At 59.0% G+C, this 25,996-nt stretch carries 20 protein-coding genes and 1 tRNA gene; 15 read left to right on the top strand and 6 right to left on the bottom strand.

The features are described 5' to 3' along the window. Positions 1–2 precede the first annotated feature (2 nt). From tilS to glmM, 3 genes are all read left to right on the top strand, one after another. On the top strand, positions 3–1,358 hold the full coding sequence (gene tilS, locus HNQ72_RS05725) for a tRNA lysidine(34) synthetase TilS (RefSeq protein WP_183990339.1): 1,356 nt from the start codon (positions 3–5) through the stop codon (positions 1,356–1,358). A 102-nt stretch (positions 1,359–1,460) separates the two neighbouring features. Continuing rightward, positions 1,461–3,395 carry an ATP-dependent zinc metalloprotease FtsH gene (gene ftsH, locus HNQ72_RS05720; protein WP_183990331.1) on the top strand — a complete coding sequence of 645 codons (1,935 nt, stop codon included), beginning with the start codon at positions 1,461–1,463 and terminating at the stop codon, positions 3,393–3,395. A 231-nt stretch (positions 3,396–3,626) separates the two neighbouring features. Further along, on the top strand, positions 3,627–4,982 hold the full coding sequence (glmM, locus tag HNQ72_RS05715; RefSeq protein ID WP_183990329.1) for a phosphoglucosamine mutase: 1,356 nt from the start codon (positions 3,627–3,629) through the stop codon (positions 4,980–4,982). Between the two features lie 12 nt (positions 4,983–4,994). Here glmM and HNQ72_RS05710 read toward each other — a convergent pair whose 3' ends face one another. Beyond that, positions 4,995–6,917, bottom strand: coding sequence for a glycoside hydrolase family 15 protein (locus HNQ72_RS05710; RefSeq protein WP_244654301.1), 1,923 nt, complete (start codon positions 6,915–6,917; stop codon positions 4,995–4,997). Between the two features lie 142 nt (positions 6,918–7,059). On the opposite strand from HNQ72_RS05710, the gene HNQ72_RS05705 reads away from it, so the two are divergent. The 3 genes from HNQ72_RS05705 to serA all read left to right on the top strand — a co-directional run bounded on the left by HNQ72_RS05705 (position 7,060) and on the right by serA (position 10,962). Next, a complete protein-coding gene (locus tag HNQ72_RS05705; protein ID WP_183990326.1) occupies positions 7,060–7,899 on the top strand; it encodes an outer membrane protein in 840 nt (279 codons plus the stop codon). A gap of 206 nt (positions 7,900–8,105) precedes the next feature. Continuing rightward, entirely contained in the window at positions 8,106–9,287 is a 1,182-nt protein-coding gene (locus HNQ72_RS05700) for a phosphoserine transaminase (protein ID WP_183990324.1), read from the top strand. Positions 9,288–9,366: 79 nt separating this feature from the next. Continuing rightward, the gene (gene serA, locus HNQ72_RS05695) at positions 9,367–10,962 is read left to right on the top strand and encodes a phosphoglycerate dehydrogenase (protein ID WP_183990322.1); all 1,596 of its coding nucleotides are present in this window, start codon (positions 9,367–9,369) and stop codon (positions 10,960–10,962) included. 92 nt (positions 10,963–11,054) lie between these two features. On the opposite strand, the gene HNQ72_RS05690 is transcribed toward serA, so the two are convergent. Beyond that, positions 11,055–11,942 carry a LysR substrate-binding domain-containing protein gene (locus HNQ72_RS05690; protein WP_183990320.1) on the bottom strand — a complete coding sequence of 296 codons (888 nt, stop codon included), beginning with the start codon at positions 11,940–11,942 and terminating at the stop codon, positions 11,055–11,057. 139 nt (positions 11,943–12,081) lie between these two features. Between HNQ72_RS05690 and HNQ72_RS05685 the strand changes: the two genes are divergently transcribed. Next, the gene (locus HNQ72_RS05685) at positions 12,082–12,864 is read left to right on the top strand and encodes a class I SAM-dependent methyltransferase (protein WP_183990318.1); all 783 of its coding nucleotides are present in this window, start codon (positions 12,082–12,084) and stop codon (positions 12,862–12,864) included. A 290-nt stretch (positions 12,865–13,154) separates the two neighbouring features. Further along, complete coding sequence (locus HNQ72_RS05680; RefSeq protein ID WP_183990315.1) at positions 13,155–14,237, top strand: Tim44 domain-containing protein; 1,083 nt, start codon at positions 13,155–13,157, stop codon at positions 14,235–14,237. Positions 14,238–14,246: 9 nt separating this feature from the next. On the opposite strand, the gene HNQ72_RS05675 is transcribed toward HNQ72_RS05680, so the two are convergent. Beyond that, positions 14,247–14,681, bottom strand: a complete 435-nt coding sequence (locus HNQ72_RS05675; RefSeq protein WP_183990313.1) for a DUF1810 domain-containing protein — start codon at positions 14,679–14,681, stop codon at positions 14,247–14,249. A gap of 98 nt (positions 14,682–14,779) precedes the next feature. On the opposite strand from HNQ72_RS05675, the gene HNQ72_RS05670 reads away from it, so the two are divergent. The 5 genes from HNQ72_RS05670 (at position 14,780) to HNQ72_RS05650 (ending at position 18,844) form a co-directional block, all read left to right on the top strand. Then, positions 14,780–15,901 (top strand): mechanosensitive ion channel family protein, encoded by a 1,122-nt coding sequence (locus HNQ72_RS05670; RefSeq protein ID WP_183990311.1) that lies wholly within the window; start codon positions 14,780–14,782, stop codon positions 15,899–15,901. Positions 15,902–16,036: 135 nt separating this feature from the next. Next, a complete protein-coding gene (gene mnmA / locus HNQ72_RS05665) occupies positions 16,037–17,233 on the top strand; it encodes a tRNA 2-thiouridine(34) synthase MnmA (RefSeq protein WP_183990309.1) in 1,197 nt (398 codons plus the stop codon). 164 nt (positions 17,234–17,397) lie between these two features. After that, a tRNA-Met gene (locus HNQ72_RS05660) sits at positions 17,398–17,474 on the top strand. A gap of 59 nt (positions 17,475–17,533) precedes the next feature. Then, positions 17,534–18,205, top strand: a complete 672-nt coding sequence (locus HNQ72_RS05655) for a pseudouridine synthase (RefSeq protein ID WP_183990307.1) — start codon at positions 17,534–17,536, stop codon at positions 18,203–18,205. Positions 18,206–18,217: 12 nt separating this feature from the next. Continuing rightward, positions 18,218–18,844: a class I SAM-dependent methyltransferase gene (locus HNQ72_RS05650; protein WP_373289376.1), complete on the top strand. Its 627-nt coding sequence runs from the start codon at positions 18,218–18,220 to the stop codon at positions 18,842–18,844. A gap of 36 nt (positions 18,845–18,880) precedes the next feature. Here the strand turns inward: HNQ72_RS05650 and HNQ72_RS05645 are convergent, their stop codons facing one another. Further along, on the bottom strand, positions 18,881–20,242 hold the full coding sequence (locus HNQ72_RS05645; RefSeq protein WP_373289375.1) for an amidase: 1,362 nt from the start codon (positions 20,240–20,242) through the stop codon (positions 18,881–18,883). A gap of 160 nt (positions 20,243–20,402) precedes the next feature. On the opposite strand from HNQ72_RS05645, the gene HNQ72_RS05640 reads away from it, so the two are divergent. Next, positions 20,403–20,699, top strand: coding sequence for a putative periplasmic lipoprotein (locus HNQ72_RS05640; protein ID WP_183990305.1), 297 nt, complete (start codon positions 20,403–20,405; stop codon positions 20,697–20,699). Between the two features lie 138 nt (positions 20,700–20,837). Continuing rightward, positions 20,838–21,242, top strand: a complete 405-nt coding sequence (locus tag HNQ72_RS05635; RefSeq protein ID WP_183990303.1) for a DUF983 domain-containing protein — start codon at positions 20,838–20,840, stop codon at positions 21,240–21,242. Between the two features lie 386 nt (positions 21,243–21,628). Here HNQ72_RS05635 and treY read toward each other — a convergent pair whose 3' ends face one another. Together treY and treZ are read right to left on the bottom strand one after the other, a co-directional pair. Then, entirely contained in the window at positions 21,629–24,178 is a 2,550-nt protein-coding gene (gene treY / locus HNQ72_RS05630) for a malto-oligosyltrehalose synthase (protein WP_244654300.1), read from the bottom strand. Then, positions 24,175–25,986 (bottom strand): malto-oligosyltrehalose trehalohydrolase, encoded by a 1,812-nt coding sequence (treZ, locus tag HNQ72_RS05625; RefSeq protein WP_183990301.1) that lies wholly within the window; start codon positions 25,984–25,986, stop codon positions 24,175–24,177. Before treZ ends, treY begins: the two co-directional genes overlap by 4 nt. Between the last annotated feature and the right edge of the window lie 10 nt (positions 25,987–25,996).

Genomic DNA, 25,996 nt, shown 5'->3' with positions numbered 1-25,996 from the left:
CGATGACCGTCGTCCAAGGCTGGCCGATCTCACCACAGGAGGCGGTGCAATCGCTTCTCGAGCGTCTGGTAAGGCCAACCCGTATTCTTGTGGCGGTCTCGGGGGGAAGCGATTCGATAGGCCTGCTTCTTGGACTTCACGGTGCACTTGCTGCCGATAAGGAAACGCGACATGAGCTTGTCGCGGCAACGATCGATCACGAATTGAGGGTCGAATCTGCTGACGAAGCCAAGGCTGTGGCACGTCAATGCGAGGAAATGTCTATCCCTCACCGGACCCTCCGCTGGTCAGGCGAAAAGCCCAAGTCCGGAATCTCTGCTGCAGCAAGGGAAGCGCGTTATCTCCTGCTGATGGAGGCTGCCGATGTGCTCGAAGCCGATATCATCGTTACCGGGCACACTTTGGACGACCAGATGGAAACGATCGCGATGCGGGCTGTCCGCAGCGAGGCGAATGCCAATCTTGGGCTCGCGGGCATGGCGGAGGCCGTTTTGCTCGATCGACGCCGCTGGCTGTTGCGCCCGTTTCTTGCGACGCGGCGCGAGGCCATACGGGAATTCCTGCGCCGGTCGGGCAGAGGATGGATCGACGATCCAAGCAATGTCGACCGGCACTACGAGCGGGTGCGGGTGAGACAGGACCTTTCGGATCATTCCGCCCAGGCGCTGGAGACCATCCAGCCAGCCGCTCGCCGCCGCAGCCAGTTGGCCGAAGAGGCTGCCGGACTTGCCCGCCGGCATCTGACCGTCGTGCACGGGGTCCTTGCTCAGCTCGCTCCGGAAGCGCTCAACGAGGATGCCGAGACGTTACGGCATCTGCTGGCGAGCCTTGCAGCCATTCTCGGTGGACGCCAACACCTGCCGGCCGCAGCAACAATGGAACGCGTCATGACGATGCTTGATCGGCGCAGCATGGGGCGCATGACGGCTGGGCGCGTGATCTTCGACCTGAGGCGGGAAGGCCTTTATATGCATCGCGAAAATCGCGACCTGATTTCCGTTAATATCCCGGGCGGAACAACCGGGATTTGGGACGGCCGCTACCGGATCAGCAACCGGACGGATCAGGTTGTCGAGGTCTGCCCGAAGGTTTCGGAGCGTGCCGCGGCCATGGTCATGTTCCCCGGTGCGCCTCCGGCTATCTCGATGCGGGCCATGGGAGTAATGCCGCAGATCGAGTTCTCCACTCCCTCATCGAGCGCAATCGATAAAGCGAGTGTGATCGCCCAGCCGGTTCTTGCCCCATATGACCGTTTTTTGCCGCAGTTTGATCTTATTCTAGGTTGTGAACTCGGGCTTTTGTTCGGATGTGATGAGTTTCCCGCCGCTCCAATTAAGGTTTTCGAGCGGAAAAGCTAAACGGCAGGGCTGCCTTGCCTTGGCAAGGACGCAACGCAACCTTATGTTATGGGCAAGAAAGGTGGCCGCTCCAGCGGCCGCAATGGCAGTCCGGGGAGTTCGATGAACCCAAACTTTCGTAATTTTGCCCTCTGGGCTATCATAGCCCTCTTGCTGATCGCGTTGTTCAGCATGTTCCAGACGGCGCCTTCACAAACCAGTTCCCGCGAAGTTTCTTATTCGCAGTTCCTTAAGGACGTGGATTCTGGTCGTGTGCGCGACGTCGTGGTGACGGGCAACCGTGTCATGGGTACACTTGCCGAAAATGGCCAGAGCTTCCAGACGTATTCGCCTGTAATCGACGACTCGCTGATGTCGCGTCTACAGGAGAAGAATGTCAACATCGTCGCTCGGCCGGAAACGGACGGTTCTTCAGGTTTCCTGAGCTATCTCGGCACCTTGCTGCCAATGTTGCTCATCCTGGGCGTCTGGTTGTTCTTCATGCGCCAGATGCAGGGTGGATCGCGCGGTGCGATGGGCTTCGGCAAGTCCAAGGCCAAGCTTCTGACCGAGGCGCATGGCCGCGTGACGTTTGAAGACGTTGCCGGCGTCGACGAGGCCAAGCAGGATCTCGAGGAAATCGTCGAATTCCTGCGTGACCCGCAGAAGTTCCAGCGTCTTGGTGGACGTATCCCGCGCGGCGTTCTGCTTGTCGGCCCTCCGGGTACCGGTAAGACGCTGCTCGCCCGCTCGGTTGCCGGCGAAGCGAATGTGCCGTTCTTCACCATTTCCGGTTCGGACTTCGTTGAAATGTTCGTCGGTGTCGGTGCATCCCGTGTGCGCGACATGTTCGAACAGGCCAAGAAGAATGCGCCTTGCATCATCTTCATCGACGAAATCGACGCCGTCGGCCGCCATCGTGGCGCAGGCCTTGGCGGCGGTAACGACGAACGCGAACAGACGCTCAACCAGCTGCTGGTCGAGATGGACGGTTTCGAAGCAAACGAAGGCATCATCCTGATCGCTGCTACCAACCGTCCCGACGTTCTCGATCCGGCGCTCTTGCGTCCCGGCCGTTTCGACCGTCAGGTCGTAGTGCCGAACCCGGACATCGTCGGTCGTGAGCGCATCCTGAAGGTTCACGCGCGCAACGTGCCGCTGGCACCGAATGTCGACCTCAAGGTTCTCGCTCGTGGTACGCCCGGCTTCTCCGGTGCCGACCTGATGAACCTCGTCAACGAAGCTGCCCTGATGGCTGCGCGCCGCAACAAGCGTCTCGTCACCATGCAGGAATTCGAGGACGCCAAGGACAAGATCATGATGGGTGCGGAACGCCGCTCCTCTGCCATGACCGAAGCCGAAAAGAAGCTTACCGCCTATCACGAAGCCGGCCACGCCATCACGGCGCTCAAGGTCGCGGTTGCCGATCCGCTGCACAAGGCGACGATCATTCCGCGCGGACGTGCGCTTGGCATGGTCATGCAGCTGCCGGAAGGCGACCGCTATTCGATGAGCTACAAGTGGATGGTGTCGCGCCTCGTCATCATGATGGGCGGCCGCGTTGCCGAGGAGCTGACCTTCGGCAAGGAAAACATCACCTCGGGTGCGTCTTCCGATATCGAGCAGGCCACCAAGCTTGCCCGCGCCATGGTCACCCAGTGGGGCTTTTCCGACATCCTCGGTCAGGTTGCCTATGGTGAAAACCAGCAGGAGGTCTTCCTCGGTCACTCGGTTTCGCAGTCCAAGAACGTCTCGGAGGCAACCGCCCAGAAGATCGACCAGGAAGTGCGTCGTCTGATCGATGAAGCGTATACCGAGGCACGCCAGATCCTCACCGAGCATCACGACGGCTTTGTCGCAATTGCCGAAGGCCTGCTCGAGTATGAGACGCTGACAGGCGAAGAGATCAAGGCACTACTGCGGGGCGAAAAGCCGGCGCGCGATCTCGGTGACGATTCGACACCGAGCCGTGGTTCGGCCGTGCCGTCGACCGGTAGCAAGAAAGATGAGCCGAAGGGTGGAGAACCCGAAGCAGGTCTCGAGCCGCAGCCGCACTAAGGCCGTTCACATTACTTAACAAGACCGCCGTGGACCCGTCTGCGGCGGTCTTTTATGTTAACGATAGCTTATCCGGTCACGCGATATGATCGGCTTTGACGCTAATTTACGTGCTTGGACCACGCGACTGTGGCAAGAGCCAGACATACGCCGATCCCAAAAGATGCGGCAGCGGGCGCTAAATTGATTCTGCCCGCAGCGCATGGATCGCGCGACGACGAAGGAGATTACATGGCACGCCGCTATTTCGGTACCGATGGTATCCGCGGACATTCGAACGTCTTCCCGATGACGCCGGATCTGGCGATGCGGGTCGGCATTGCAGTGGGCACGATCTTCCGCAACGGCAGCCACCGCCACCGCGTGGTCATCGGCAAGGACACGCGTCTTTCGGGTTACATGCTGGAAAATGCCATGGTTGCGGGTTTTACCGCTGCTGGCCTCGACGTTTTTCTGCTCGGCCCGATCCCCACACCCGCCGTTGCCATGCTGACACGCTCGCTGCGCGCGGATGTCGGCGTGATGATCTCTGCTTCGCATAATCCTTTCGAGGACAATGGCATCAAGCTCTTTGGCCCGGATGGCTACAAGCTTTCCGACGAGTTGGAGATGCGCATCGAGGATTTGCTCGACAGCGATCTGCATGCGCAGCTTGCCAAATCCGCCGATATCGGCCGTGCGAAGCGCGTCGAAGGTGACATCTACCGTTATATCGAGCAGGCCAAGCGCACGTTGCCGCGTGATGTGACGCTTCATGGTCTTCGCATCGCTATCGATTGCGCCAATGGTGCGGCTTACAAGGTCGCTCCTTTGGCGCTGTGGGAGCTGGGCGCAGATGTCGTAACGATCGGCAACGAGCCGAATGGCACGAACATCAATCTCGGCTGCGGATCGACCAGCCCGGAAGCGCTGCAGAAGAAGGTGCATGAGGTGCGGGCCGATATCGGTATCGCGCTGGATGGCGATGCGGACCGTGTGATCATCGTGGACGAGAATGGCGAGATCATCGACGGCGACCAGCTGATGGCCGTAATCGCCGAAAGCTGGGCACAGGACCAGCGTCTCACCGGTGGCGGTATCGTTGCCACAGTCATGTCGAATCTGGGCCTTGAGCGTTTCCTTGGCGATAACGGGCTGACACTTGCGCGCACCAAGGTGGGTGACCGCTATGTGGTCGAGCATATGCGCAACCATGATTTCAACGTCGGCGGCGAGCAGTCCGGCCATATCGTTCTGTCGGATTTCGGTACGACCGGCGACGGTCTCGTCGCGGCGCTGCAGATTCTCGCCTGCGTGAAGAAGCTCGGCCGACCGGTCAGCGAAGTTTGCCGCCGGTTCGAGCCGGTGCCGCAGCTTCTGAAGAACGTTCGGTTCTCCGGCGGCAAGCCGCTTGAGGACAATGTCGTCCGCCAGGCGATCGCCGATGCGGAAGCCGAACTCGGCTCCAAGGGCCGCCTCGTCATTCGCCCGTCCGGCACCGAGCCGCTGATCCGGGTGATGGCGGAAGGTGACGATCGCTCTCAGGTCGAAAAGATCGTCAACGGACTCATCGACGTGATCGGCAACGTTCGGTCGGAAGCTGCCTGAAGCCGGCGGCGGCTAAGGCCGCCACTCCCGGAATTTGCCGTCCAGAGCGCCGTCGAGATAAAAGGCGGCGCTGATCAGGGCGAGGTGGGTGAGGGCTTGAGGGAAATTCCCCAGGAACTCACCACGGGGATCGAATTCTTCGGCATAGAGCTGCAGGTGATTGCCGAAGAGCAGCAGCTTTTCCATATTGATCTCGGCTTCTTGAAGCCTGCCGGCACGGGCCAGGCATTCTACAAACCAGAATGAGCAGGCGCCGAAAAATCCTTCTCGCCCTTCCAGTGCATCCTGCCATTTGTAGCGCATGACGAGGCTGTCATCGGCAAGTTCGCGCGAGATCGCATCGAGCGTCGCCAGCCATTTCGGATCAGTGGCGCTGATGAAACGGACGAGCGGCATCATCAGCATCGAGGCATCCAGTTCCTCGCCACCCTTGGCATGGACGAAATGGCCGTGCTTCTCGTTCCAGAAGTTCGCCCAGATGTCTTCTGTCATCGCATTGCGGGCCTCGACCCACTTGCCGAAAGGAGCGGCAAGCGAACGTTTCTGTGCAAGGCGCAAAGCGCGATCGACGGCTACCCAACACATAAGCCGGGAATGCAGGTGTTCCTGCGGTTCACTGCGCGCTTCCCATATTCCAGCATCCGGTTCCTGCCAGACTTCGCAGACGTGATCGACGACATTGCGGACACTCAACCAGTTCTCATGCGAGATGGAGCCGCCATATTTGTTGCTGATATAGATGGAGTCGAGCAGCTCGCCGTAGATGTCGAGCTGGATCTGGCCGGCGGCATCGTTGCCGACCCTCACGGGTCTCGCACCGCCGTAACCGCAGAGATGATCGAGCGATTGCTCTCGTGCCACCCTAGAGCCGTCGAGATTATACATGATCTGTACATTGCCGTCAGAGCGGTCGGTCCGTTCGCTGATCCAGCGGCCGAAGGCATTGGCTTCATCCAGGTAGCCGAGCCGCATCAGGGCGTAGATCGAGAAGGAAGCGTCGCGGATCCATGTGGCGCGGTAATCCCAATTGCGCTCGCCGCCCGGAGCCTCCGGCAAGCCGAAGGTTCCTGCCGCGGCGATGGAGCCGTATTCGGCCGAGGTCAGCATCTTTAGCGCGAGAGCGGACCGGGTGACGGATGAGCGCCAGCGGCCGCGATAGGTCGATTTCTTTGCCCAGCCCTGCCAGTATCGGGTGGTCTCCTCAAGGAGAGCGTCGATCGCTTCCGTATTCGGTGTATGGCGTGTTTCATCACCATCCAGCGTGAAGTCGATGGTTTCCCCACCCTGCAAGGTAAACTCCGCAAACGCGGCTCCTTGCCTGGCATGAAAATCTACCACACCCGACAGACGGAGGGTGAAGTCGCCACAATGAAAGAAGACATGGCCTTTTCCGGTCTTCACCTTCGGCGTGCTTCGGGCGTAGTCGAATCGCGGCCAGCACTTCAGTTTGAACGCGACCTTTCCTCGCGTGACGGTGACGCGCCTCACGAGGGATGAAGGCTCATCCGGGCCGTGCGGCAGCGGCATGAAGTCGACGATCTCGGCACTGTTGCTCGTGCCGAGCCAGCGCGTCAGAAGGACATTGCTTTCCGGAACATACATCTGCAGGCGACGGGCGCCGTCGATCTGCGGCGTCAGTTCGAATGCGCCGCCCTTTTCCGGATCAAGAAGGGAGGCGAAGACGCTCGGGCTGTCCACGTTCGGCCAGCACAGGTAATCGATCGTGCAATCCTTGGCGACGAGCGCGATCGTGCGCATGTTTCCGATGGCGCCATGCTCGGCGATGGGGCGGGGGACATCGACCGTGTTTACGATCGATTTGCCCGCATCGTCCTTCAAATGCTTCAAGGCCGGTCCTCTCGTGTTGAGCATGTCAACGCCGGAAAAGAACATCGGCTCCATCACCTCGGTGCCAAAATTTACGTGAAGTGCCAAGTAACGCTTCTGTCGCGTAACGAAGCATATCGGTAAACTTCTATGGTTAAGTAGGGCTTAACTTTTATCATTCATTCTCCATGCCAAATAAGGTGGTCGTGCAAGTGGCACGCCATGCATGATGAAGCTTGGAGAAGCGAACATGAAGATGCGCCTTGCAGCGACGGTTGCTGCCGCCATGCTGTCGGCTGGCGTTGCCCAGTCGGCAGATCTCTACCAGCCCCAGCCCGCACCGCTCATGGACGCACCGGAAGTCACGGTGCAGGAAGCGAGCGGCTGGTATCTGCGTGGTGATGTGGGTTATTCGTTCAACCGGCTGCGCGGCGCAAACTTCTACCAAGGCGGTTCCTCGGCAAACGAGGTGGATTTCGATTCCACGGATATCGATGACAGCTTCCTGGTCGGCGGTGGTGTCGGTTACCAGATCAACAACTATCTTCGCACCGACCTGACGCTCGACTACCTGTCGAAGACCGATTTCCGCGGTTCGACCTCGGGTGGTTGCGGTACGATCCCGGGCAATTGCGTCTCTGACGATCGTTCATCCTTCTCGGCCTACAGCCTGATGGCCAACGTCTATGTCGATCTGGGCACCTATGCCTATTTCACGCCATATGTCGGCGCCGGCTTCGGCGCTTCATACGTGAAGTGGGACAAGCTGCGGAACACCTCCTGCTCGGTCACCGACCCGACGGATTGCGATCCCTCGTCGGATCATGATGGCAAGGGTAAATGGCGTGCGACCGCTGCCCTGATGGCAGGTGCCACGATCGATGTCACCTGTAACCTCAAGGCGGATGTCGGCTACCGCTTCCGTTACATCGACGGCGGCAACATGTTCGGCTACGCCAATTCCGGCGGTCCAGGCCGCGACAAGGGTATCTACAGCCACGAAGCCCGCGTCGGCGCCCGCTACATGTTCAACAACAATTGTGAACAGGCGACTTACGAGCCTGAACCTCAGCCCATCGTCTACAAGTAGGTTCCGCATCTTTCGCCAAAGCCGCCTTCGGGCGGCTTTTTGCGTTTGGCCATATTGTGACCTTCGGCGAGTTCGCGGTGGCGTTTCCGAAACATATTTCTTTCGGCGGCGATGTGACCCGCTTGACTGTGAACCGGGACGAATATATCCACGACGGCGGGACACTCCTCCCCAACGAGGAGCCAATTACCTGGAAGGGTATACATATGGCCAATGGCACCGCGAAGCCGGACGTACGTCCGAATAATGCTCATTTTTCTTCTGGCCCCTGCTCGAAGCGCCCCGGTTGGTCGCTAGACGCTCTCTCCGATGCCCCGCTCGGTCGTTCGCACCGCGCCAAGGTTGGCAAGGACAAGCTGGCACAGGCCATCAATCTTACCCGTGAAATTCTGAACGTTCCGGCGGATTACCGCATCGGCATCGTTCCCGCCTCCGATACCGGCGCTGTCGAAATGGCGCTCTGGTCGTTGCTCGGCGAGCGCGGCGTCGACATGCTCGCCTGGGAAAGCTTCGGTGCCGGCTGGGTCACCGATGTCGTCAAGCAGCTGAAGCTCAAGGATGTTCGCAAGTTCGAGGCCGATTACGGTCTCCTTCCGAACCTCGCCGAAGTCGATTTCGATCGTGACGTCGTCTTCACCTGGAACGGCACGACCTCGGGCGTCCGCGTTCCGAACGCCGACTTTATCCCGGCAGACCGCAAGGGCCTGACCATCTGCGACGCCACGTCTGCCGCTTTCGCGCAGGACATGGATTTCGCCAAGCTCGACGTCGTCACCTTCTCCTGGCAGAAGGTTCTGGGCGGCGAGGGCGGTCACGGCATGATCATCCTTTCGCCGCGCGCTGTCGAACGTCTGACCACCTACGTTCCGGCATGGCCGCTGCCGAAGATTTTCCGCATGACCTCGGGCGGCAAGCTGTCTGAAGGCATCTTCAAGGGCGAGACGATCAATACGCCGTCGATGCTTTGCGTCGAGGACTATATCGATGCGCTCGAATGGGCAAAGACGGTTGGCGGCCTTAAGGGCCTGATCGCCCGCGCTGACGCCAATGCCAAGGTCATCTTCGACTTTGTTGCCGCGAACGACTGGATCGCCAACCTCGCGCAGGTCGACGAAACCCGTTCCAACACCTCCGTCTGCCTGAAGATCGTCGATGCCGACGTTGCCGCTCTCGATGCCGACGCGCAGGCTGCTTTCGCCAAGGGTGTAACTTCTATCCTCGAAAAGGAAGGCGTTGCTCTCGACGTCGGTGCTTACCGCGATGCTCCGTCCGGTCTTCGCATCTGGGCCGGCGCCACGATCGAAGAGGCCGACATGAAGGCCCTGATGCCGTGGCTGGCCTATGCGTTCGAAACGCAGAAGGCTGCGCTCAACAAGGCCGCCGCCTGATCCGATTTCCGGTGCCACGGAATGTGGCACCGTTTTATCCCGCATTCAGAGACTGAACCCTTTATCAGGAGCCCAGACAATGGCACCTCGCGTACTCGTATCCGACGAACTGTCGGAAACCGCCGTCCAGATCTTCCGCGATCGCGGCGTTGAAGTCGATTTCCAGCCGAAACTCGGCAAGGACAAAGACAAGCTGGCCGAAATCATCGGCAATTATGATGGTCTTGCCATTCGCTCAGCCACCAAGGCGACCGAAAAGCTGATCGCTGCTGCGACCAATCTGAAGGTCATCGGCCGCGCCGGTATCGGCGTCGACAACGTCGATATCCCGGCCGCTTCCAAGCGTGGTATCATCGTCATGAACACCCCGTTCGGCAACTCGATCACGACGGCCGAACACGCAATCGCGCTGATGTTTGCCGTTGCGCGCCAGCTGCCGCAGGCCGACGCCTCGACCCAGGCTGGCAAGTGGGAAAAGTCGAAGTTCATGGGTGTCGAAATCACCGGCAAGACGCTCGGCGTCATCGGTGCCGGCAATATCGGCGGTATCGTCTGCAAGAAGGCCATCGGCCTCGGCATGAACGTCATTGCCTATGACCCCTTCTTGTCTGCCGAGCGTGCACAGGAAATGGGCGTCGAGAAGGTCGAACTGGACGAACTGCTGCCGCGCGCCGACTTCATCACGCTTCATGTGCCGATGACCGACAAGACCCGCGGCATTCTGGGCAAGGAAAACCTCGCCAAGACGAAGCCCGGCGTTCGCATCATCAACTGCGCCCGCGGCGGTCTCGTCGATGAGGCAGCCCTTGCCGAGGCGATCAAGTCCGGTCACGTTGCCGGTGCCGGTTTCGACGTCTTCGAAGTTGAGCCCGCGACCGAAAGCCCGCTGTTCGGCCTCCCCAACGTCGTCTGCACGCCGCATCTTGGTGCATCGACCACGGAAGCGCAGGAAAACGTTGCCCTTCAGGTTGCCGAACAGATGTCGGATTATCTGGTCAAGGGTGCCGTCTCGAACGCCATCAACATGCCGTCGATCACCGCCGAAGAAGCACCGATCCTGAAGCCGTTCATTCGTCTCGCGGACGTTCTGGGCGCCTTTGTCGGTCAGGTTTCGGATGATCCGATCAAGGAGATCGAGATCCTGTTCGACGGCCAGACGGCCAACATGAACACCCGTGCGCTGACTTCTGCGCTGCTCGCCGGCCTGATCCGCAACCAGGTGGCCGATGTCAACATGGTTTCTGCGCCGATCATGATCAAGGAAAAGGGCATCGTCCTATCCGAAGTAAAGCGTGACAAGACCGGCGTTTACGACGGTTACATCAAGCTGACGGTCAAGACCGACAAGCAGACCCGTTCGGTTGCCGGCACCGTCTTCTCGGATGGCAAGCCGCGCTTCATCCAGATCAAGGGTATCAACATGGACGCCGATGTCGGCGCCAACATGGTCTATATCTCCAACACCGACGTTCCCGGCATGATCGGCTTCATGGGTACGACACTCGGCAATGCCGGCGTCAATATCGCCAACTTCCAGCTCGGTCGCGAGAAGGAAGCCGGTGACGCGATCGCGCTGCTTTATGTCGATGCGCCGGTTTCGGAAGACGTGCTTGCGCAGCTGACGGCAAACCCGGCAATCCGCCAGGCCCGCCCGCTGGTGTTCAACGTCGAGTAATCAGGCGGCCGAACCGATAAGCTGATAAAGGCAAGAAAATCCTCCCAGGGGTAACTGCGAAAGGTCCGGTGTTATGCACCGGACCTTTTTCGTCACTGTTCTGCCGGGTAGGCTGCCGAAAAGCTGTCTGCCTCCTCTTGTAGCCACGAGCAGAAGAGGCTGGCTTTGCGGTTACGTCTTGCCCTTCTCAGCGCTACATAATGATGCCCGCTATCGGTAAATCCGAACGGCGCTTTGAGGCGGCCTGCATGAATGTCGTCGATGACATAGGGCCAGGGCGCCACGCAGATGCCCAGTCCCGCTCTTGCGGCTTCCAGCATGAAATAGAAATGCTCGTGATCTACCCGCGGCCCGTTCCATACGGTTCGGCCGGAGCGATGGAGCCAGTCCTCCCAGGCGCGTGGTCGCGTGCGTGTGTGCAGTTGCGGTACGCCGTCGAACCCATCTTCGGCTGTCTGTGGCAGCGATTGCGCCAGGACGAGACCGGTCTGTTCCGGGAACAGTGGCACGACTTCGGTGCCTTTGGGCCATGGCGGATCTCCAACCCAGATTGCCACATCAAAACCGTCGCGGTCGAAATCGACCGGGCGGGAAGATGCGGTGAGGCGTACCTCGATTTTCGGGTGTTCCGCCTGAAATCGATAAAGCCGCGGGATCAGCCAGCGCATCGAAAATGTGCCGGGGCAGGAAATGTCCAGCGCGCCTTCCTCGGTATCGGCAACCAGCCGCACCGAAGCATCGATCTGGTCGAAGGCGCTGCCTAGGCCGATGAGTAAGCTGGTGCCTGCTTCCGTGAGCCTCAGGTTGTTCTTCGGTCCCTCGAATAGAGGTACGCCGAGTATCGCTTCCAGATGTCTGATCTGCCGGCTGATTGCGCTATGCGTCACGTTGAGTTCGTCAGCGGCCAGGGTCATTCGGCCTTGCCTGCCGGCGGCTTCGAATGCCCGCAATGCATTGAGTGAGGGAATGCGTCTTGCCATGTGCGTTTTCCGAACAATGATTGTGCGAACATATCGATTTTACCGCTGTAAGAAATAGGTTTCTTTCGCTGCATCGAAACCGGATGCGCGTCCAAGGAACAAGGCGGCGCGTCCTTCAGATATGTGAAGGGTATGGATCGTGAGCGTACGACATCAGGATGGTAGCGCCGGTGACGCCAATTATGGCGTGATCGGCAAGGGATATGTGAGCTACCGGCAACCCGATCCAAATATTGCGGATTTCATCGCGAGGGCGTTGGGTGAAGCCCGCACGGTATTGAATGTTGGGGCAGGGGCCGGTTCCTATGAGCCTGTCGATCGCCAGGTAACCGCTGTCGAACCATCAGCTTCCATGCGCGCCCAGCGTCCAGCGCATTTGCCGGTCGCGATCGATGCTGTTGCCGAGCACCTGCCTTTTTCCGACGCCTCTTTCGATGCGAGCATGACGACATTCTCTGTCCATCAATGGTCGGATCTTGCTGCGGGGCTTGCCGAAATGCGCCGTGTGACGCGGGGACCTGTTCTCATTCTTTCCTGCGATCCAAAGGCGCTCGATCGCTCGTGGCTGAATGACTACGCGCCGGAGATGATTGCTGTTGAGGCCCGGCGGTATCCGACTATGGGTGCGATTGCCGATGCGTTGGGCCAGGTCGATATCCTGCCGGTACCCATTCCGCTCGAATGCACCGATGGCTTCGGCGAGGCCTATTACGGACGGCCGGAGAAGCTGCTGGAGCCTGGTGCGCGGTTGGCGAACTCCGCCTGGAGCTTCGTCGATCCCGCTATAGAGCAGCGTTTTGCCGAAACGCTGAGCAGGGACCTGACCAGCGGTGTGTGGGATGCTCGTTACAGCGCATTACGGATGCAGCCGTTTTTCGAAGGTTCACTGCGGCTGATTGTCAGCAGCGGCAGTGAGGCGTGACCTTTGGCCGGAAGGGCCGTATCATCATCTGCGGTAGACCAGATTTCCTCCCAGGAAAGATGCAGCAATGGGCCGGAAGCGACATGCAACCGGCCCTTTCTGTCCCTGCTGACGATTATGTGATCGACTGAGTGTCGAAAACTCCTCCTGGTTGTATTTCCGTCAATTGGCTCCCGTCCTTAATTTCTATAGCTACTAAAGCGGGAAAAATGACGGATGGTCCTAAAATTTCCGTCAGGGCTCCCCATATCAGGGTCACGGACCGCATAGGGCGGCCAGAGGAGAAATTGATGTTGTTCAAGCTTCGGCGTTTCCAGAAACTCTTCGCGATCGCAGCGATCGGAATGGCAGTTTCGCTAACAGCCGTCGATTTTGCGGAAGCGCGTCGTGCAGGCGGTGGTTCCAGCTTCGGCAGCCGCGGCACCCGTACATTCGCAGCTCCGCCTGCCACGAACACGGCACCGGGCGCAGCCGGCGGCATCAATCGTTCGATGACCCCGAATACGCAGCAGAATGCTGCAAGCCCGGCTAACGGCATGGGTGCGCAGGCTGCTCAGCAGCAGCGTCGCCCTGGCATGTTCGGTGGTATGTTTGGCGGCATCCTCGGTGGTCTCGCTCTCGGCGGCCTGTTCGGCATGCTGATGGGCGGTGGCTTTGGCGGTATGGCCGGCTTCTTCGGCATGCTGCTGCAGATCGCATTGATCGCCGGTCTTGCCATGCTTGCTTTCCGTTTCTTCGCCCGTCGCCAGCAGCAGCAGGCTGCTGGCCCGGCCGGCAATTCCCGTGCTTACGGTGATGGTGGCAACGGCAAGGATGGTTTCGGCCAGAGCCAGAACAATGCCTATGAGGCGCCGCAGCAGAATCAGGGCGGCTTCCAGATCCCGAAGATTGGCTCCGGTGCCGGTGCTGCCGGTTTCGGTGGCGGCCAGCAGGCCGTTCAGCGTCAGGCTGGCCCGGATACGGACGAAGTCGGCATCACCAATCGCGACCTCAGCCAGTTCGAAAAGCTGTTGACCGAGGTGCAGGGTGCCTATGCGGACGAAAACTACGCCAAGCTGCGTGATCTCACCACACCGGAAGCCATGTCCTATCTGGCTGAAGAACTGGGTGAAAACGCCACCAATGGCGTGAAGAACGAAGTTCGCGACGTCACCTTGCTGCAGGGCGATCTTGCCGAAGCATGGCGCGAAAACGGCCAAGAATATGCGACTGTCGCAATGCGTTATTCCTCGATCGACTTCCTGCGCGACCGCAACACCGGTGAAGTTGCCGAAGGCAATCCGAACGAAGTGACCGAGACTGTGGAAGTGTGGACATTCGTGCGCAAGCCGGCGAATGACTGGAAGCTTTCGGCAATCCAGTCCGCCGCTTAAAACCGGCGCCTAAAGTTTGAGGAGTTCGGCGGTTCTGCCGTCGTGCTCTCCCTTATAGAAGATGTGAAGGGCTCGCTCGTAAGGCGAGCCCTTTTCGCTGACCAGATGAAAGAGCGTCATCGAGCTTCTGAATTTCAGGTCATCCGTCGCGCCAAGGATATCGCCTGCGCTGCGCCCTTCATGCCCGAGCATGGCTGCCGTACACTCGCCGAGCCGCCAGCCGAGCAGGGGATGTTCGAGATAGGCAATGGCTTCCGCCCTCGAGCGAATGGCGAAGCGCTGCGATGTGGCAGATACGCCCAAGCCGCTGATTTGTGGGAAGATATACCACATCCAATGGCTACGCTTTTGCCCGTCGCGCAGCTCGGCGATCACCTGATTATAGATGGATGCCTGTGCCTCTACGAAGCGGGTTAGATCGAAAGGAACAAATTGTTCGTTCATGAAACGCTCCTCACCCCAATTGCGGCATGAAGTCGAAGAAAGATGATATTTTTGCGGCCGCACTTTCCTATGTTGCGCTGCACCCTAACTGAACTCCGATGAACCAGTTTATCGCAGAGTTTCGCCAATATACAGATTGGCTGCCGAACTGGATGGTGAGCCTTGGTGTGTTTGCCGCTGCCATCGCTGTCGGCCTTGGCATTCACCGTTTGGCATTCCGGATACTAACGCGTCTGGTCGAGAATAAGGATCTGTTCTGGCGTTCTCTCGTGTCCAGGGGAACCCGGCCACTCAGGCTTGCCATCCTCACGGCGACGCTATCCTTTGCCGCCACGGTCGCGCCGCTTGCCGCGCGCCCTGCCGAGATTATCCGGCATCTCCTTCTGATAGCCTTCATACTCGTTGTCGGCTGGTCGGCAAAGGCGGCCTTGCATATTTGGACAACCGTTTACCTGCGCCGTTTCAAGCTGGATGCGGAAGACAACCTGCTGGCACGCACCCATGTGACCCAGTCGCGGATCGCAGAACGCATTGCAGGCGCGATGATCATCGTTCTGACGATCGCCGCGATGCTGATGACTTTCCCAGCGGTGCAGCAATATGGCGTCAGCGTGCTGGCATCGGCTGGTGTCGCCGGTATCGTTCTCGGTCTCGCGCTGCAGCCGATGCTGAAGAACATCTTTGCCGGCATCCAGCTTGCGATCACCCAGCCGATCCGCATCGACGATGCGCTGATCGTCGAAGGCGAATGGGGCAATGTCGAGGAGATCACTTCCACCTATGTCGTGGTCAAACTGTGGGACTGGCGGCGGATGATCCTGCCGCTCTCCTATTTCATCGAGAACCCGTTCCAGAACTGGACGCGTGAAAGCTCGGCGCTGATCGGCACCGTGATGATCTATCTCGACTACTCGATCCCGGTCTCGGTGGTCCGCAGCAAGGTGGAGGAGATCGTTGCGGCCTCAAAGCTGTGGGACAGGCGTGTCGTTGCGGTTCAGGTAACTGATTTCCGCGAAAGCGTGATGGAAATCCGTATTCTCGCTTCGGCCAGCAGTGCGCCAAAAGTGTTCGATATTCGCTGCGAGGTGCGCGAAAAGCTGATCGAATTCGTCCAGCGAGAATATCCGCAGGCATTGCCCAAGGTTCGCACCGACCGGCCGCTCGACGGCAATGGCGTCACTTCCGTGCATGCCGCGCATCAGGCTGCATTGCGGTCCTGATTCGCGGGTGCTTGCATGCGGTCGGAATAGTTTCTATATCCGGTCGACATTGCCCGGCAGGCGGCCGATCCCGCCTCGGGCGCAACGTGCCGCTGATCCAATCAGCGCATCAGATATTGCTGCGAGAGTTGTCCCGTGAATACGCTGGATTTTGACAAGAAGCCGGAAGATACGCGCGTGGTCGTCGCCATGTCGGGTGGTGTGGATTCGTCTGTCGTGGCCGGGCTTCTGAAACAACAGGGCTATGATGTCTTGGGCATCACGCTGCAGCTTTACGATCATGGCGCGGCGGTGCATCGCGCCGGTTCATGCTGCGCCGGCCAGGATATCGACGATGCACGCCGCGTCTGCGAAACGCTCGGTATCCCGCATTATGTGCTGGATTACGAAAAGCGGTTCCGCGAGACGGTGATCAATCCGTTTGCCGAAGCCTATGCGATGGGCGAGACGCCGGTTCCCTGCGTTGCCTGCAACCAGACCGTCAAGTTTGCCGATCTGCTGGCCACCGCTCAGGAACTCGGTGCCGATGCCTTGGCGACCGGCCATTATATCCGTTCGGCTGCCAATCCGACTGCCGATAACCCGAACCGCCGTGCGCTCTATCGCCCGATCGACAGCGATCGTGACCAGAGTTGGTTCCTGTTTGCCACGACCCAGGAGCAGATCGACTATCTGCGCTTTCCGCTCGGGGGCATGTCGAAGGCACAGGTGCGCGAGCTTGCCGAAGAAATGGGTCTCGTCGTTGCCAAGAAGGCCGACAGCCAGGACATCTGCTTCGTGCCTGCCGGAAAATATGCCGACATCATCAACAAGGTGAAGCCGAATGCGGCGCTTGCCGGCGATATCGTGCATATGGACGGGCGCGTGCTCGGTCGTCACGAAGGGATCGTTCACTACACGATCGGCCAGCGCAAGGGGTTGGGTGTTGCCACGGGCGAGCCGCTTTATGTGGTCTATCTCGATGCCCGTTCGCGTCGGGTCATCGTCGGGCCGAAGGAAGCGCTCGATACGCATCGCGTCTATCTTCGCGACATGAACTGGCTCGGCGATTCGTCGCTCGAAAACGACGTGCTGGACGGTTTTGCCTGTTTCGCCAAGGTTCGTTCCACCCGGCCGCCGACACCGGCGACATTGCATGTCGACGAACGTGGCGTTTATGTCGATCTGTCGATCGGCGAGGCGGGCGTCGCTCCCGGTCAGGCCTGCGTGCTTTATTCGGCACCCGGTGCCGATGCGCGAGTTTACGGCGGCGGCTTCATCGAGCGGTCAGAGCGTGCGGAAGAAGCGGAGGCTTCGTTGAAACAGCTTCTGGCACAGCCGGTTGCTGCCTGAGGTTCAGGAGTTCCCTGCTTTTCAAAGGGCAGGGAACTGGACGAAAACGGAGGTTTGAAACTCCTCAGTTTTTCTCCTGTCATATGCTTGACAAGGTTCGCGGCCTGCCTTTATAAGCCGCTCATTCCTCGGAGCGGACGCTTTAAAAGCAGCTTCGTTGGTGTGGCTGGGTAGCTCAGTTGGTGAGAGCGCAGGATTCATAACCCTGAGGTCGGCGGTTCAATTCCGCCCCCCGCTACCAATTTTCTCCAAGCTGTAAGTTTATGATTTTACGGCTCGTATTTCCCGGATGGCTCCATCGTGACGACTGCGCTTTCCGATGTCTCTCCGATCTATCATCCGCCGCTCGACCCTTATCTGACCATCCTGCACCGTGACCGGGATTTTCTGGTCTGCGACAAGCCGAGCGGTCTTCTTTCCGTTCCGGGCCGTCATCCGGCGCTCAGCGACAGCCTGCTGACGCGGGTGCAGAAAGAGTTTCCCAAGGCGCTGATCGTCCACCGGCTCGACAAGGATACGTCCGGCATCGTGCTCTTTTCACTGAACCGCAAGGCGCATGCCTTTGTCGCAGCGCAGTTCGAGGCGCGCATGACGAAGAAGTCCTATGTCGCCGAGGTCTGGGGCAGGGTCGAGGGCGAGGAGGGGACGATCGATCTGCCTCTTGCGATAGATCCCGACAACAAGCCTCGTCACCGCGTCGATCACGAACACGGCAAGCCTGCGGTGACGCGCTGGCAGGTTCTCGGCCATAGCGAAAACCGGACGCGGCTTCGCCTGTTTCCGATGACCGGGCGCACACATCAGTTGCGGGTGCATATGAAAGCGCTCGGCCATGTTATTCTCGGCGACGAGTTTTACGCGGAAGGCGAAGCACTGGCAGCTAGCGACCGCCTGATGCTCCATGCCGAAGAACTGAGTTTTCGCAAGCCTGACGGATCGGAAGTGACGTTCACGGCGCCAACCCCTTTCTGAGATCGTCCAATCGTGCAGAAATTCGAAAAATCCGATCTGGTTGTCGATTTTGTTGGCGGTGCGGTCGGTCACCGGTTTCGCTCCAACGAAGGGCGCAAACAGGGATTGGCGAAGGCTGTCGGATTTTCCGGCAATACGGCACCGGAAGTCGTCGATGCGACGGCAGGGCTTGGCCGCGATGCGTTTCTCCTTGCGTCGCTTGGAGCAAACGTGACGCTGATCGAGCGTTCCGAGACGATGCATGCGCTTCTTGCCGAAGGGCTGAAACGGGCGCAGGCGGAAGGCGGGCGTCATGCGGAGACGGTGGCGCGGATGACGCTGCTGCATGGCGATTCCTGCGCGCTTATTCCGCAGCTGAAACCCCAGATCATCCTTATCGATCCGATGCACCCACCGCGCGATAAAACGGCTTTGGTGAAGAAGGAAATGCGGTTGATCCGAGAGATCGTCGGCGACGATCCGGATTCGCTTGAGTTGATGCAGGTCGCACTGGAAAACGCGCAGAAGAGGGTGGTTCTGAAATGGCCCCTGCGCGCGGATCCGATGCCGGGTATTCGCAAGCCCAGCCATCAGATCATCGGGAAAAGCACCCGGTACGATGTCTTCGTGACTGCGAAGGCGGTCGGTGATATAGCCTAAGGCATGTGCTGGAGGGGCTTTGCCCCTCCAAACTTATTATCCCCGGATGACATCCTCATATCGAAGCGCTGCGGTGAGCAGCTTTTCATCGTCTCCGGCGACGCCCGAGAGAAGCAAGCCGACTGGCATTCCTGCATCACCGGTGCCGCAGGGAATGGAAACGCCGCACCAGTCGAGGAAATTGCCGAAGCCTGTATTGCGCAGGGTCTTGCCATTCACGGCAAAGAACAGGTCGTCATCGGCAAGAAGCGGATCGATTGCCGGTGCGATATGGGCGACCGAGGGGAAGGCCACCAGGCGTCCGGCAAGCAGTTCTTCCGTTTCCTCGGTCAGCCGGCGGCGGATATCGAGGATATCGATATAGTCCGCCATGCTCGTCTTCTCACCGAGTTTTATGCGGGCAACGACGCGCGGGTCGATCTGATCGGCAATGGCGCCTGTCAGCCGTTCGCGATGCAGGGCAAAGGCTTCTGCCGTGACGAGAGCACCGCGAGCCTTGACGAGTTCCGAAATCGCATCGAAGGCCGGGATACGAATGCGTTCGATGTGGGCGCCGGCTTTCTCAAGGCGGGAAAGGGCCGCTTCGAAGGCTTCGATAACGCCCGGTTCGGCGCCGTCGAAGACGCCGTTTTCGGGCACGACGATATCAAGCCTTGCGTCCGTGACCCGGGTGATTTCCGGACGGGTTGCGCCGTGCATGGCGGCATCCACCCAGATAGCATCCTGGACAGTGCGGCAGAGCGGACCGAGGCAATCGAGGCTCTTTGCCAGCGGGAAGACGCCATCCATCGAATAGCGACCTCGGCTTGCCTTGTAACCGACGATGCCGTTGAAGGCGGCAGGAATGCGGATCGAGCCGCCGGTGTCGGTGCCGATCGCGACCGGAACGAGGCCTGCCGCAACCGCGACCGCGGAACCGGAGGACGAGCCGCCGGATACGCGCGGCACGTCCGTGCTTTTCGGATTGTGCGGCGTACCGTAATGCGGGTTGATGCCGATGCCGGAAAAGGCGAATTCACTCATATTGGTGCGGCCGATCGCGACCATGCCGGACTGCCGCACAAGATCGACCACCGCGGCATCCTTCGTGGCCGGCGCTTTGGTCGACAACACCGTGGAGCCTGCCGTCGTCGCCAGTCCCTTGATGTCGAACAGGTCCTTCCAGGCGATCGGGATGCCATCCAGCAAGCCGAGTGAACGGCCGTCTGCGACACGCTTGGCAGCGGCCGCTGCTTCGTCCATCGCGCGGTCTTTCAGGAGAGATATGAAAACGGATTTGTCGGCGTGACGATCTATGGCATCGAAAACGGCCTCGGCGATTTCCACGGGGCTCATGATGCCCGAGTGAATCAGCATCGACATCTCGGCAACGGACATGCCGGAAACAGGTCTTCTCACGAATGCTTCCTTAAATGGGCTGGCTTCATTGGAATGGCTGGCTCAAAGATGTAGCCGATATCTTCGGCGAGGGTAGCGGAATTATTCGCAGAGCCCTATTTCATCGTCATCACCAAAGAAAGGGATCGCGCAGACGGTCCTTCCGTTCAAGGATGATGCCATGAAACCGGCTCTTGTCTTATCCATTCTGGCGCTCGCTCTTGCGGGCTGCTCTGCCTCGGCCACCACCGTTGGCTACAGCTTCAACAGCGGGTCCGGCCTCGCTCCGATACCTGGCAGTATCACCTACGGCGGGCAACCGCGCACCAAGCTTACCAGGTCGCCTGTCGGCAGTACGTTCTCGCATGAATTCACCAACCAGGTGGGTCGCGAGGTGCATGAAACCTATATTATCGAACCTGATCGCAGCCTGAGGATTATTGACCGGTATGTGAAGCGCGAGCGAATCTGGGATTAACCTCCAATCAGGGTTGCATTTTTGACGAGTGCATCTTTTGAGATGGGCAGATTGACGCGCTACATCTTGCTACCTTGATGATTGCTAATGTTCAGCGCTAGGCATTCTTCAGATGAATTTCGAGAGGAAGCCGGATCCATGGGACATGAAGCGCACTGGCCGACACTTTCGCCGTCTAATACAGGGTTACGAGGTCGCTGCCCGCGCTGCGGGCAGGGCCATTTATTCGATGGCTTCCTTTCGATGAAGCCGAGTTGCGAGGTCTGCGGTCTGGACTACGGGTTTGCCGACCCTGCCGACGGGCCGGCTTTTTTCGTGGTATGTTTCGCCTGCGTGCCGAGCGTGGCGCTGGCGGTCCTGATCGAGGCTATCTACCAGCCTCCGTTCTGGATCCATTTCTTCACCTCGCTCCCGTTTCTGCTTTTGACCTGCATCCTGCCGCTTAGACCGCTCAAGGGCTGGCTGCTGTCCAACCAATATTTTGACAAGGCAGAGCACGGAAAGCTCGATCGAATTTCGGGCTTGAGGCGTGATGGGCCATAACGTTTCCCGTCATTTTCGAGCGTCTGAAAATGACGCCCAACAGCGTGTTGATCCGGGAACCTTTTGGGGTTGCGACCGTTCACTTTTGCGACATCAAAAGGAGAACGTCATGAACAGTATCATTTGGTTGGTCGGAGCAGTCGTGATCGTCATCGCGGTTCTCAATCTTGTCGGTTTTGCTTGACCGGGAGCATGTCGCTTTTCGGTTTCAAACCTTTCAGGAGAACATCATGAACAGCATTGTCTGGCTCGTTGGAGCCGTCGTCATCGTCCTCGCAATTCTTTCGTTTTTCGGACTTCGTTAAGCCCGTAGTAAAGATGCGGCGAGACAGAAAACCGCTGGGCTGAAAAGTCCGGCGGTTTCTTCTTGTGCGATTTTCAGGATCTCATTCTGCCAGCAGAACTGCGAAAGGATGATCGGCAAAGGCCCAGTTGACCGAAGCATCACCGGAAAAATCAAAGATACGGCCCGAAAAAATATCCCGGTAACGCCGTTCCGCAAGCGATGGCGGTAATACGACACGCGTCGCGGCCCAGTGGGCGGAGCGGGACGATGCCAGATCCTGCAATGCCTCCAGAACATGGCGTGGTGTCACCACCAGCAAGGCATTGCGATCATCATGCCGCGCGAAAGCGACAATGTTCTTCGCGCGTACGCCGTTCACTTCCAGCGGGATATACTCACCGTTACGGAAGAGATCGGGTAGGGTCCGGCGGAGCTTCAATATCTTGCCGATAATCTGCTGTTTGAAGTGACCGCTCAACCAACCATCTTCGGAGGACGTATCGAGCTCTCCAGCTTCCGAAAACTGTTGCGACAGGCTTTCGAAATCCGGTTCGCGCCGGTTGTCAGGATCAACGAGCGACAGATCGCAGGTCTCGCTGCCCTGATAGATATCAGGCACGCCGGGAGCCGTCAGCTTGAAGATCGTCTGGGAAATGGAGTTGACACTGCCAGCGCGGAAAAATGGGCGGAGAGTAGAGGCGAAGTCCACGAGGAAGACGTCGTTTTCGGGTGAGAGCATCGCATGAATGTAGTTCTTAACGGCTGCCTCGTAATCCGTTTTGCCATCCGCCCAATTGGTGCGCAGCTTTGCCTCGCGGATCGCCTTTTCGGCATATGCCTGAAAACGTTCCTTCAGTTTGGCAAGGCCCATGGCGTCATCCGGCGTCAGGTCGGCTGGCCAGACGCCAGCCAACGCCTGATACAGCATCCATTCCACGGCGGGCTCCGGCGCTGGCCCGTCGTCAAGATGGGTTACGGAAGCACTGTTGGCCCGCCGCCAACGTTCGACTGCGTCAGCCCAGATCTTCGGCGCTTCACTTAATGCATAAAGCCGCGCGCGAGCGTCTTCGCCCCGCTTGGTATCGTGGGTGGAGGTGCCTGAAAGCGCATCCGGCTGACGTTTCTGTCGCTCGATCATCTGTTCGTGGAAACGGTCCAGCGAAAACTCTCGTGGCAGAGGTTCAGCACCGACCTCATTGAGAGCAATCAAAGCGTGGTGTCGGAAGAAGAGCGTATCTTCCACTGACTTCGCCATCAACGGCCCGGTCAATTGCTGGAAGCGGGTGCGGAATGTCGAGGCCTTGTGTGATAGCTGGGTCGCGAGGTCGCCATTCAGGATCTTTGCCAGGAATGGCAGGGCGGAGAGATCTGCTGTCGTCTTGCTGCGCCGGATATCGGTTGCGACCTTTTCCAGCATCTGACGGCCTTCGGGGGGCATGCCATCGGGGGTGCCGTAAGTGCGATACACCGGGAAGGCCACCAGCAGTTCCCTGAGCCCGGCTCTGATCGCCCCCGATGCGAAAGAGGCGTCCTCCGGACGTTCTTCATGTATTGATTCAGCAAGCTTTACGAGGGTTGCAACTTCGCCCGCGAAGTTGTTGTCAACCATCAGCAATTTGGCTGCGCGCAGCTCATCTGCCATGTCCGGAGATGCTCCGGTCAATGTCGCATAAGCCGCATGAAGCTGGGGTAACCGTTCGCCGTCCACAAGGGCGTCGCTTAGGGTCGCGATAAACTCGTATCCTGTCGTGCCGGAGACAGGCCAGTCGGACGCAAGATCCTCTTCTTCGCCAAGGATTTTTTCGACCGTGATGTAATAGTCCTGCCCGGCTTCCTGTCGAAGGCGTTCGAGATAGGCTTTGGGATCGGCAAGTCCATCGATATGGTCGACGCGCAGGCCATCGACGGCGCCTGAGCGTACCAGCTCAAGGATCAGGCGATGCGTGTCGTCGAAGACATCGTCATCCTCGACGCGGATACCTGCGAGCCCGGTGATCTCAAAAAAGCGGCGATAGGAAAGATCGCGTGATGCATCGCGCCAGGACATCAGCCGATAAGGCTGCCGGTCATGGAGATCGGCAATGACGGCTTTGTCGCTAATCTGCAGCAACCCCGTTTCGCTGCCGGGGTAGGTTTCCGGGCTCAGGGGATAAAAAGTATCGAAATAGGCGAGGGCCGGTTTGCCAGTCTTCGGGTCATGTTTAAGCGTGATTTCGCCTGCCTCCAGCACCGCTTCGAACGCGTCGCCGAGGAAGGGCAGGGTGAGGCGGCTTGACCAGTCGATATCGAAATGATGGGCGTAACGGCTTTTTTCGCCATGCTCGATGACATCGCGCCACCACGGATTCTCGAGCGAGGCGGCCATATGGTTCGGCACGATGTCAAGGATCAGACCGAGGTCTTCTGCCTTCAGCGCCTTCACCATCCGGTCGAAACCTTCCCGGCCGCCGATCGCCGGATCGATCTCGTTGGCGTCGGTAACATCATAACCGTGGGTGGAGCCGGTCGTAGCGGTGAAGATCGGCGAGGCATAGAGATGGCTTATGCCCAGGCGCTTGAGATAAGGCACGAGCGCTGCGGCGCGATCGAAGGTCATGCCATTGCGGAACTGGATGCGGTAGGTCGCGGTCGGGATCATGCGGCGGCTCATGCCTTTTCGAAACTGACGATGATGGAATTGTGGGAAAGTTCGCTAAGGCGCTCCGGATGATCCTTTTTCGGAAAAGCATAGATCGGTCTGCTCGGCATTGCGGGAAGCGGTCTTGCTGCATCACCGATGTTGAGCGCGATCGCGAGCCTGCCCTTGGGGAAATCCCACGAGACGGCTAGATATCCGGTGTCGGTCTCGATCACCTTGCCGGTTCCGCCTTTCGCGGTTGCCAGCAACGGGACAATGATCTCCTGCCGAAGTTTCAGCAGTTCCCTGGTGAACTCGAACCATTCCCGACCTTTGGGTGATCCAAGTTTCTCCCAGTCGAGTTTCGACCTTTCGAATGTCCTTTTCGCGTTCGGGTCCGGCACCTTTTCGCCGTGACCCGCATGGCCTTCGAATTCCCTTGCCCGTCCTTCGCGAACAGCCTTTGCCAGATCGCCGTGGAAATCGGTGAAGAACAGGAATGGGTTGGTCTCGCCATATTCCTCGCCCATGAAGATCAGCGGGATATGCGGCGACAGAATAAGGGTGGCGAGCAGGATTTTCGTGCGCGTGTCGCCGGCCAGCGAGATAAGGCGCTCGCCTTGCGCGCGGTTGCCGGTCTGGTCGTGGTTCTGGATGAAATCGACGAAGGCTATAGGCGGTTGGCTGGTGCTGTCGACGCCGCGCTTTTTGCCCGATTGCGGCGAGATCTCGCCTTGATAGGCAAAACCTTCCGCCAGGCAACGGGCGACAAGCTTTTCCGGGCTCTCGGCGAAATCCCCATAATAGGCATGGGTCTCGCCGGTAGCGAAGACATGCACGGCATTGTGGAAATCGTCGTTCCATTCGCCGGTGAAAAGCGGTGCCAAACCGTCCTCGTCGCGTGGATGCAGCACGGTGACATTGCGGCAGTCTTCGGTTGTCAGGTGGATTGGCCGATCGGTGATATCCGCGCGGATGCGTTCCGCGATCTCAATCAGGATATGTTTGTCGGACATATCCTCGATCTGGTCGATCGCATCGAAGCGAAGGCCATCGAGATGGTACTCCTCCAGCCAGTAAAGCGGTGCCTCCGCGATATAGCGGCGGGCGGCATCGGCATCATAGGCAATGCCGGCGCCCCAGGGCGTCATGCGTTCCTTGTGGAAGAAGTCGGGTGCCAGAAGCGGCAGGTAATTGCCCTCGGGACCGAAGTGGTTGAGGACGATATCGAGCACGACGGAAATGCCATTCCGGTGGGCGGCATCAACGAAGGCCTTGAAGTCTTCCGGCGGGCCATAGGCCGAATGGGGGGCGTAAAGCAGCACGCCGTCATAACCCCAGCCGCGCTTGCCGCCGAATTGGGAGAGCGGCATGACCTCGACCATGGTGACGCCGAGATCGGCGAGATAAGGCAGTTTGTCGATCGCGGCGTGGAACGTGCCCTCCGGAGTGAATGTACCGAAATGCAGTTCGTAGACGACGGCTTCTTCCCAGGGGCGACCTGTCCAGTCGGTATCCTGCCAGTCGTAATTGGTCGGGTCGATGACGAGCGACGGGCCGTTGACGTCATCCTTCTGGGCGCGGGAAGCAGGGTCCGGAACGACGGTGCCATCGGCGAGGACGAAGTTATATTCGGAGCCGGCAGAGACGCCGGTTGCCAGAATTTCGAACCAGCCGTCGCGACTGGCGCTCATCTCGGTATCTTCGCCATCGAGGCGCAGCATCACCGTCTTCAGGCCCGGTGCCCACAGCCGGAAACGCACCTCGCCGAGAGCGACATATTCCGCTCCCCAAGTCTTTGGAAAAACTCGAAACTCTTCGGCGGAATGCACGTCCGTCATACGACCCGGT

The organism is Aliirhizobium wenxiniae, assembly GCF_014201355.1.
In the GTDB taxonomy this organism is placed as follows: domain Bacteria; phylum Pseudomonadota; class Alphaproteobacteria; order Rhizobiales; family Rhizobiaceae; genus Neorhizobium; species Neorhizobium wenxiniae.
This window is presented reverse-complemented; position numbering and strand designations above follow the sequence as displayed.

Excerpts from the sequence above, each read along its gene's own strand:
- HNQ72_RS05640 (WP_183990305.1), top strand. The coding sequence starts at position 20,403 with ATGAAACCGGCTCTTGTCTTATCCATTCTGGCGCTCGCTCTTGCGGGC.
- treY (WP_244654300.1), bottom strand. The coding sequence starts at position 24,178 with ATGAGCCGCCGCATGATCCCGACCGCGACCTACCGCATCCAGTTCCGC.
- serA (WP_183990322.1), top strand. The coding sequence starts at position 9,367 with ATGGCACCTCGCGTACTCGTATCCGACGAACTGTCGGAAACCGCCGTC.
- glmM (WP_183990329.1), top strand. The coding sequence starts at position 3,627 with ATGGCACGCCGCTATTTCGGTACCGATGGTATCCGCGGACATTCGAAC.
- HNQ72_RS05700 (WP_183990324.1), top strand. The coding sequence starts at position 8,106 with ATGGCCAATGGCACCGCGAAGCCGGACGTACGTCCGAATAATGCTCAT.
- HNQ72_RS05690 (WP_183990320.1), bottom strand. The coding sequence starts at position 11,942 with ATGGCAAGACGCATTCCCTCACTCAATGCATTGCGGGCATTCGAAGCC.
- HNQ72_RS05705 (WP_183990326.1), top strand. The coding sequence starts at position 7,060 with ATGAAGATGCGCCTTGCAGCGACGGTTGCTGCCGCCATGCTGTCGGCT.
- HNQ72_RS05670 (WP_183990311.1), top strand. The coding sequence starts at position 14,780 with ATGAACCAGTTTATCGCAGAGTTTCGCCAATATACAGATTGGCTGCCG.
- HNQ72_RS05635 (WP_183990303.1), top strand. The coding sequence starts at position 20,838 with ATGGGACATGAAGCGCACTGGCCGACACTTTCGCCGTCTAATACAGGG.
- ftsH (WP_183990331.1), top strand. The coding sequence starts at position 1,461 with ATGAACCCAAACTTTCGTAATTTTGCCCTCTGGGCTATCATAGCCCTC.
- HNQ72_RS05675 (WP_183990313.1), bottom strand. The coding sequence starts at position 14,681 with ATGAACGAACAATTTGTTCCTTTCGATCTAACCCGCTTCGTAGAGGCA.
- treZ (WP_183990301.1), bottom strand. The coding sequence starts at position 25,986 with ATGACGGACGTGCATTCCGCCGAAGAGTTTCGAGTTTTTCCAAAGACT.
- tilS (WP_183990339.1), top strand. The coding sequence starts at position 3 with ATGACCGTCGTCCAAGGCTGGCCGATCTCACCACAGGAGGCGGTGCAA.
- HNQ72_RS05680 (WP_183990315.1), top strand. The coding sequence starts at position 13,155 with ATGTTGTTCAAGCTTCGGCGTTTCCAGAAACTCTTCGCGATCGCAGCG.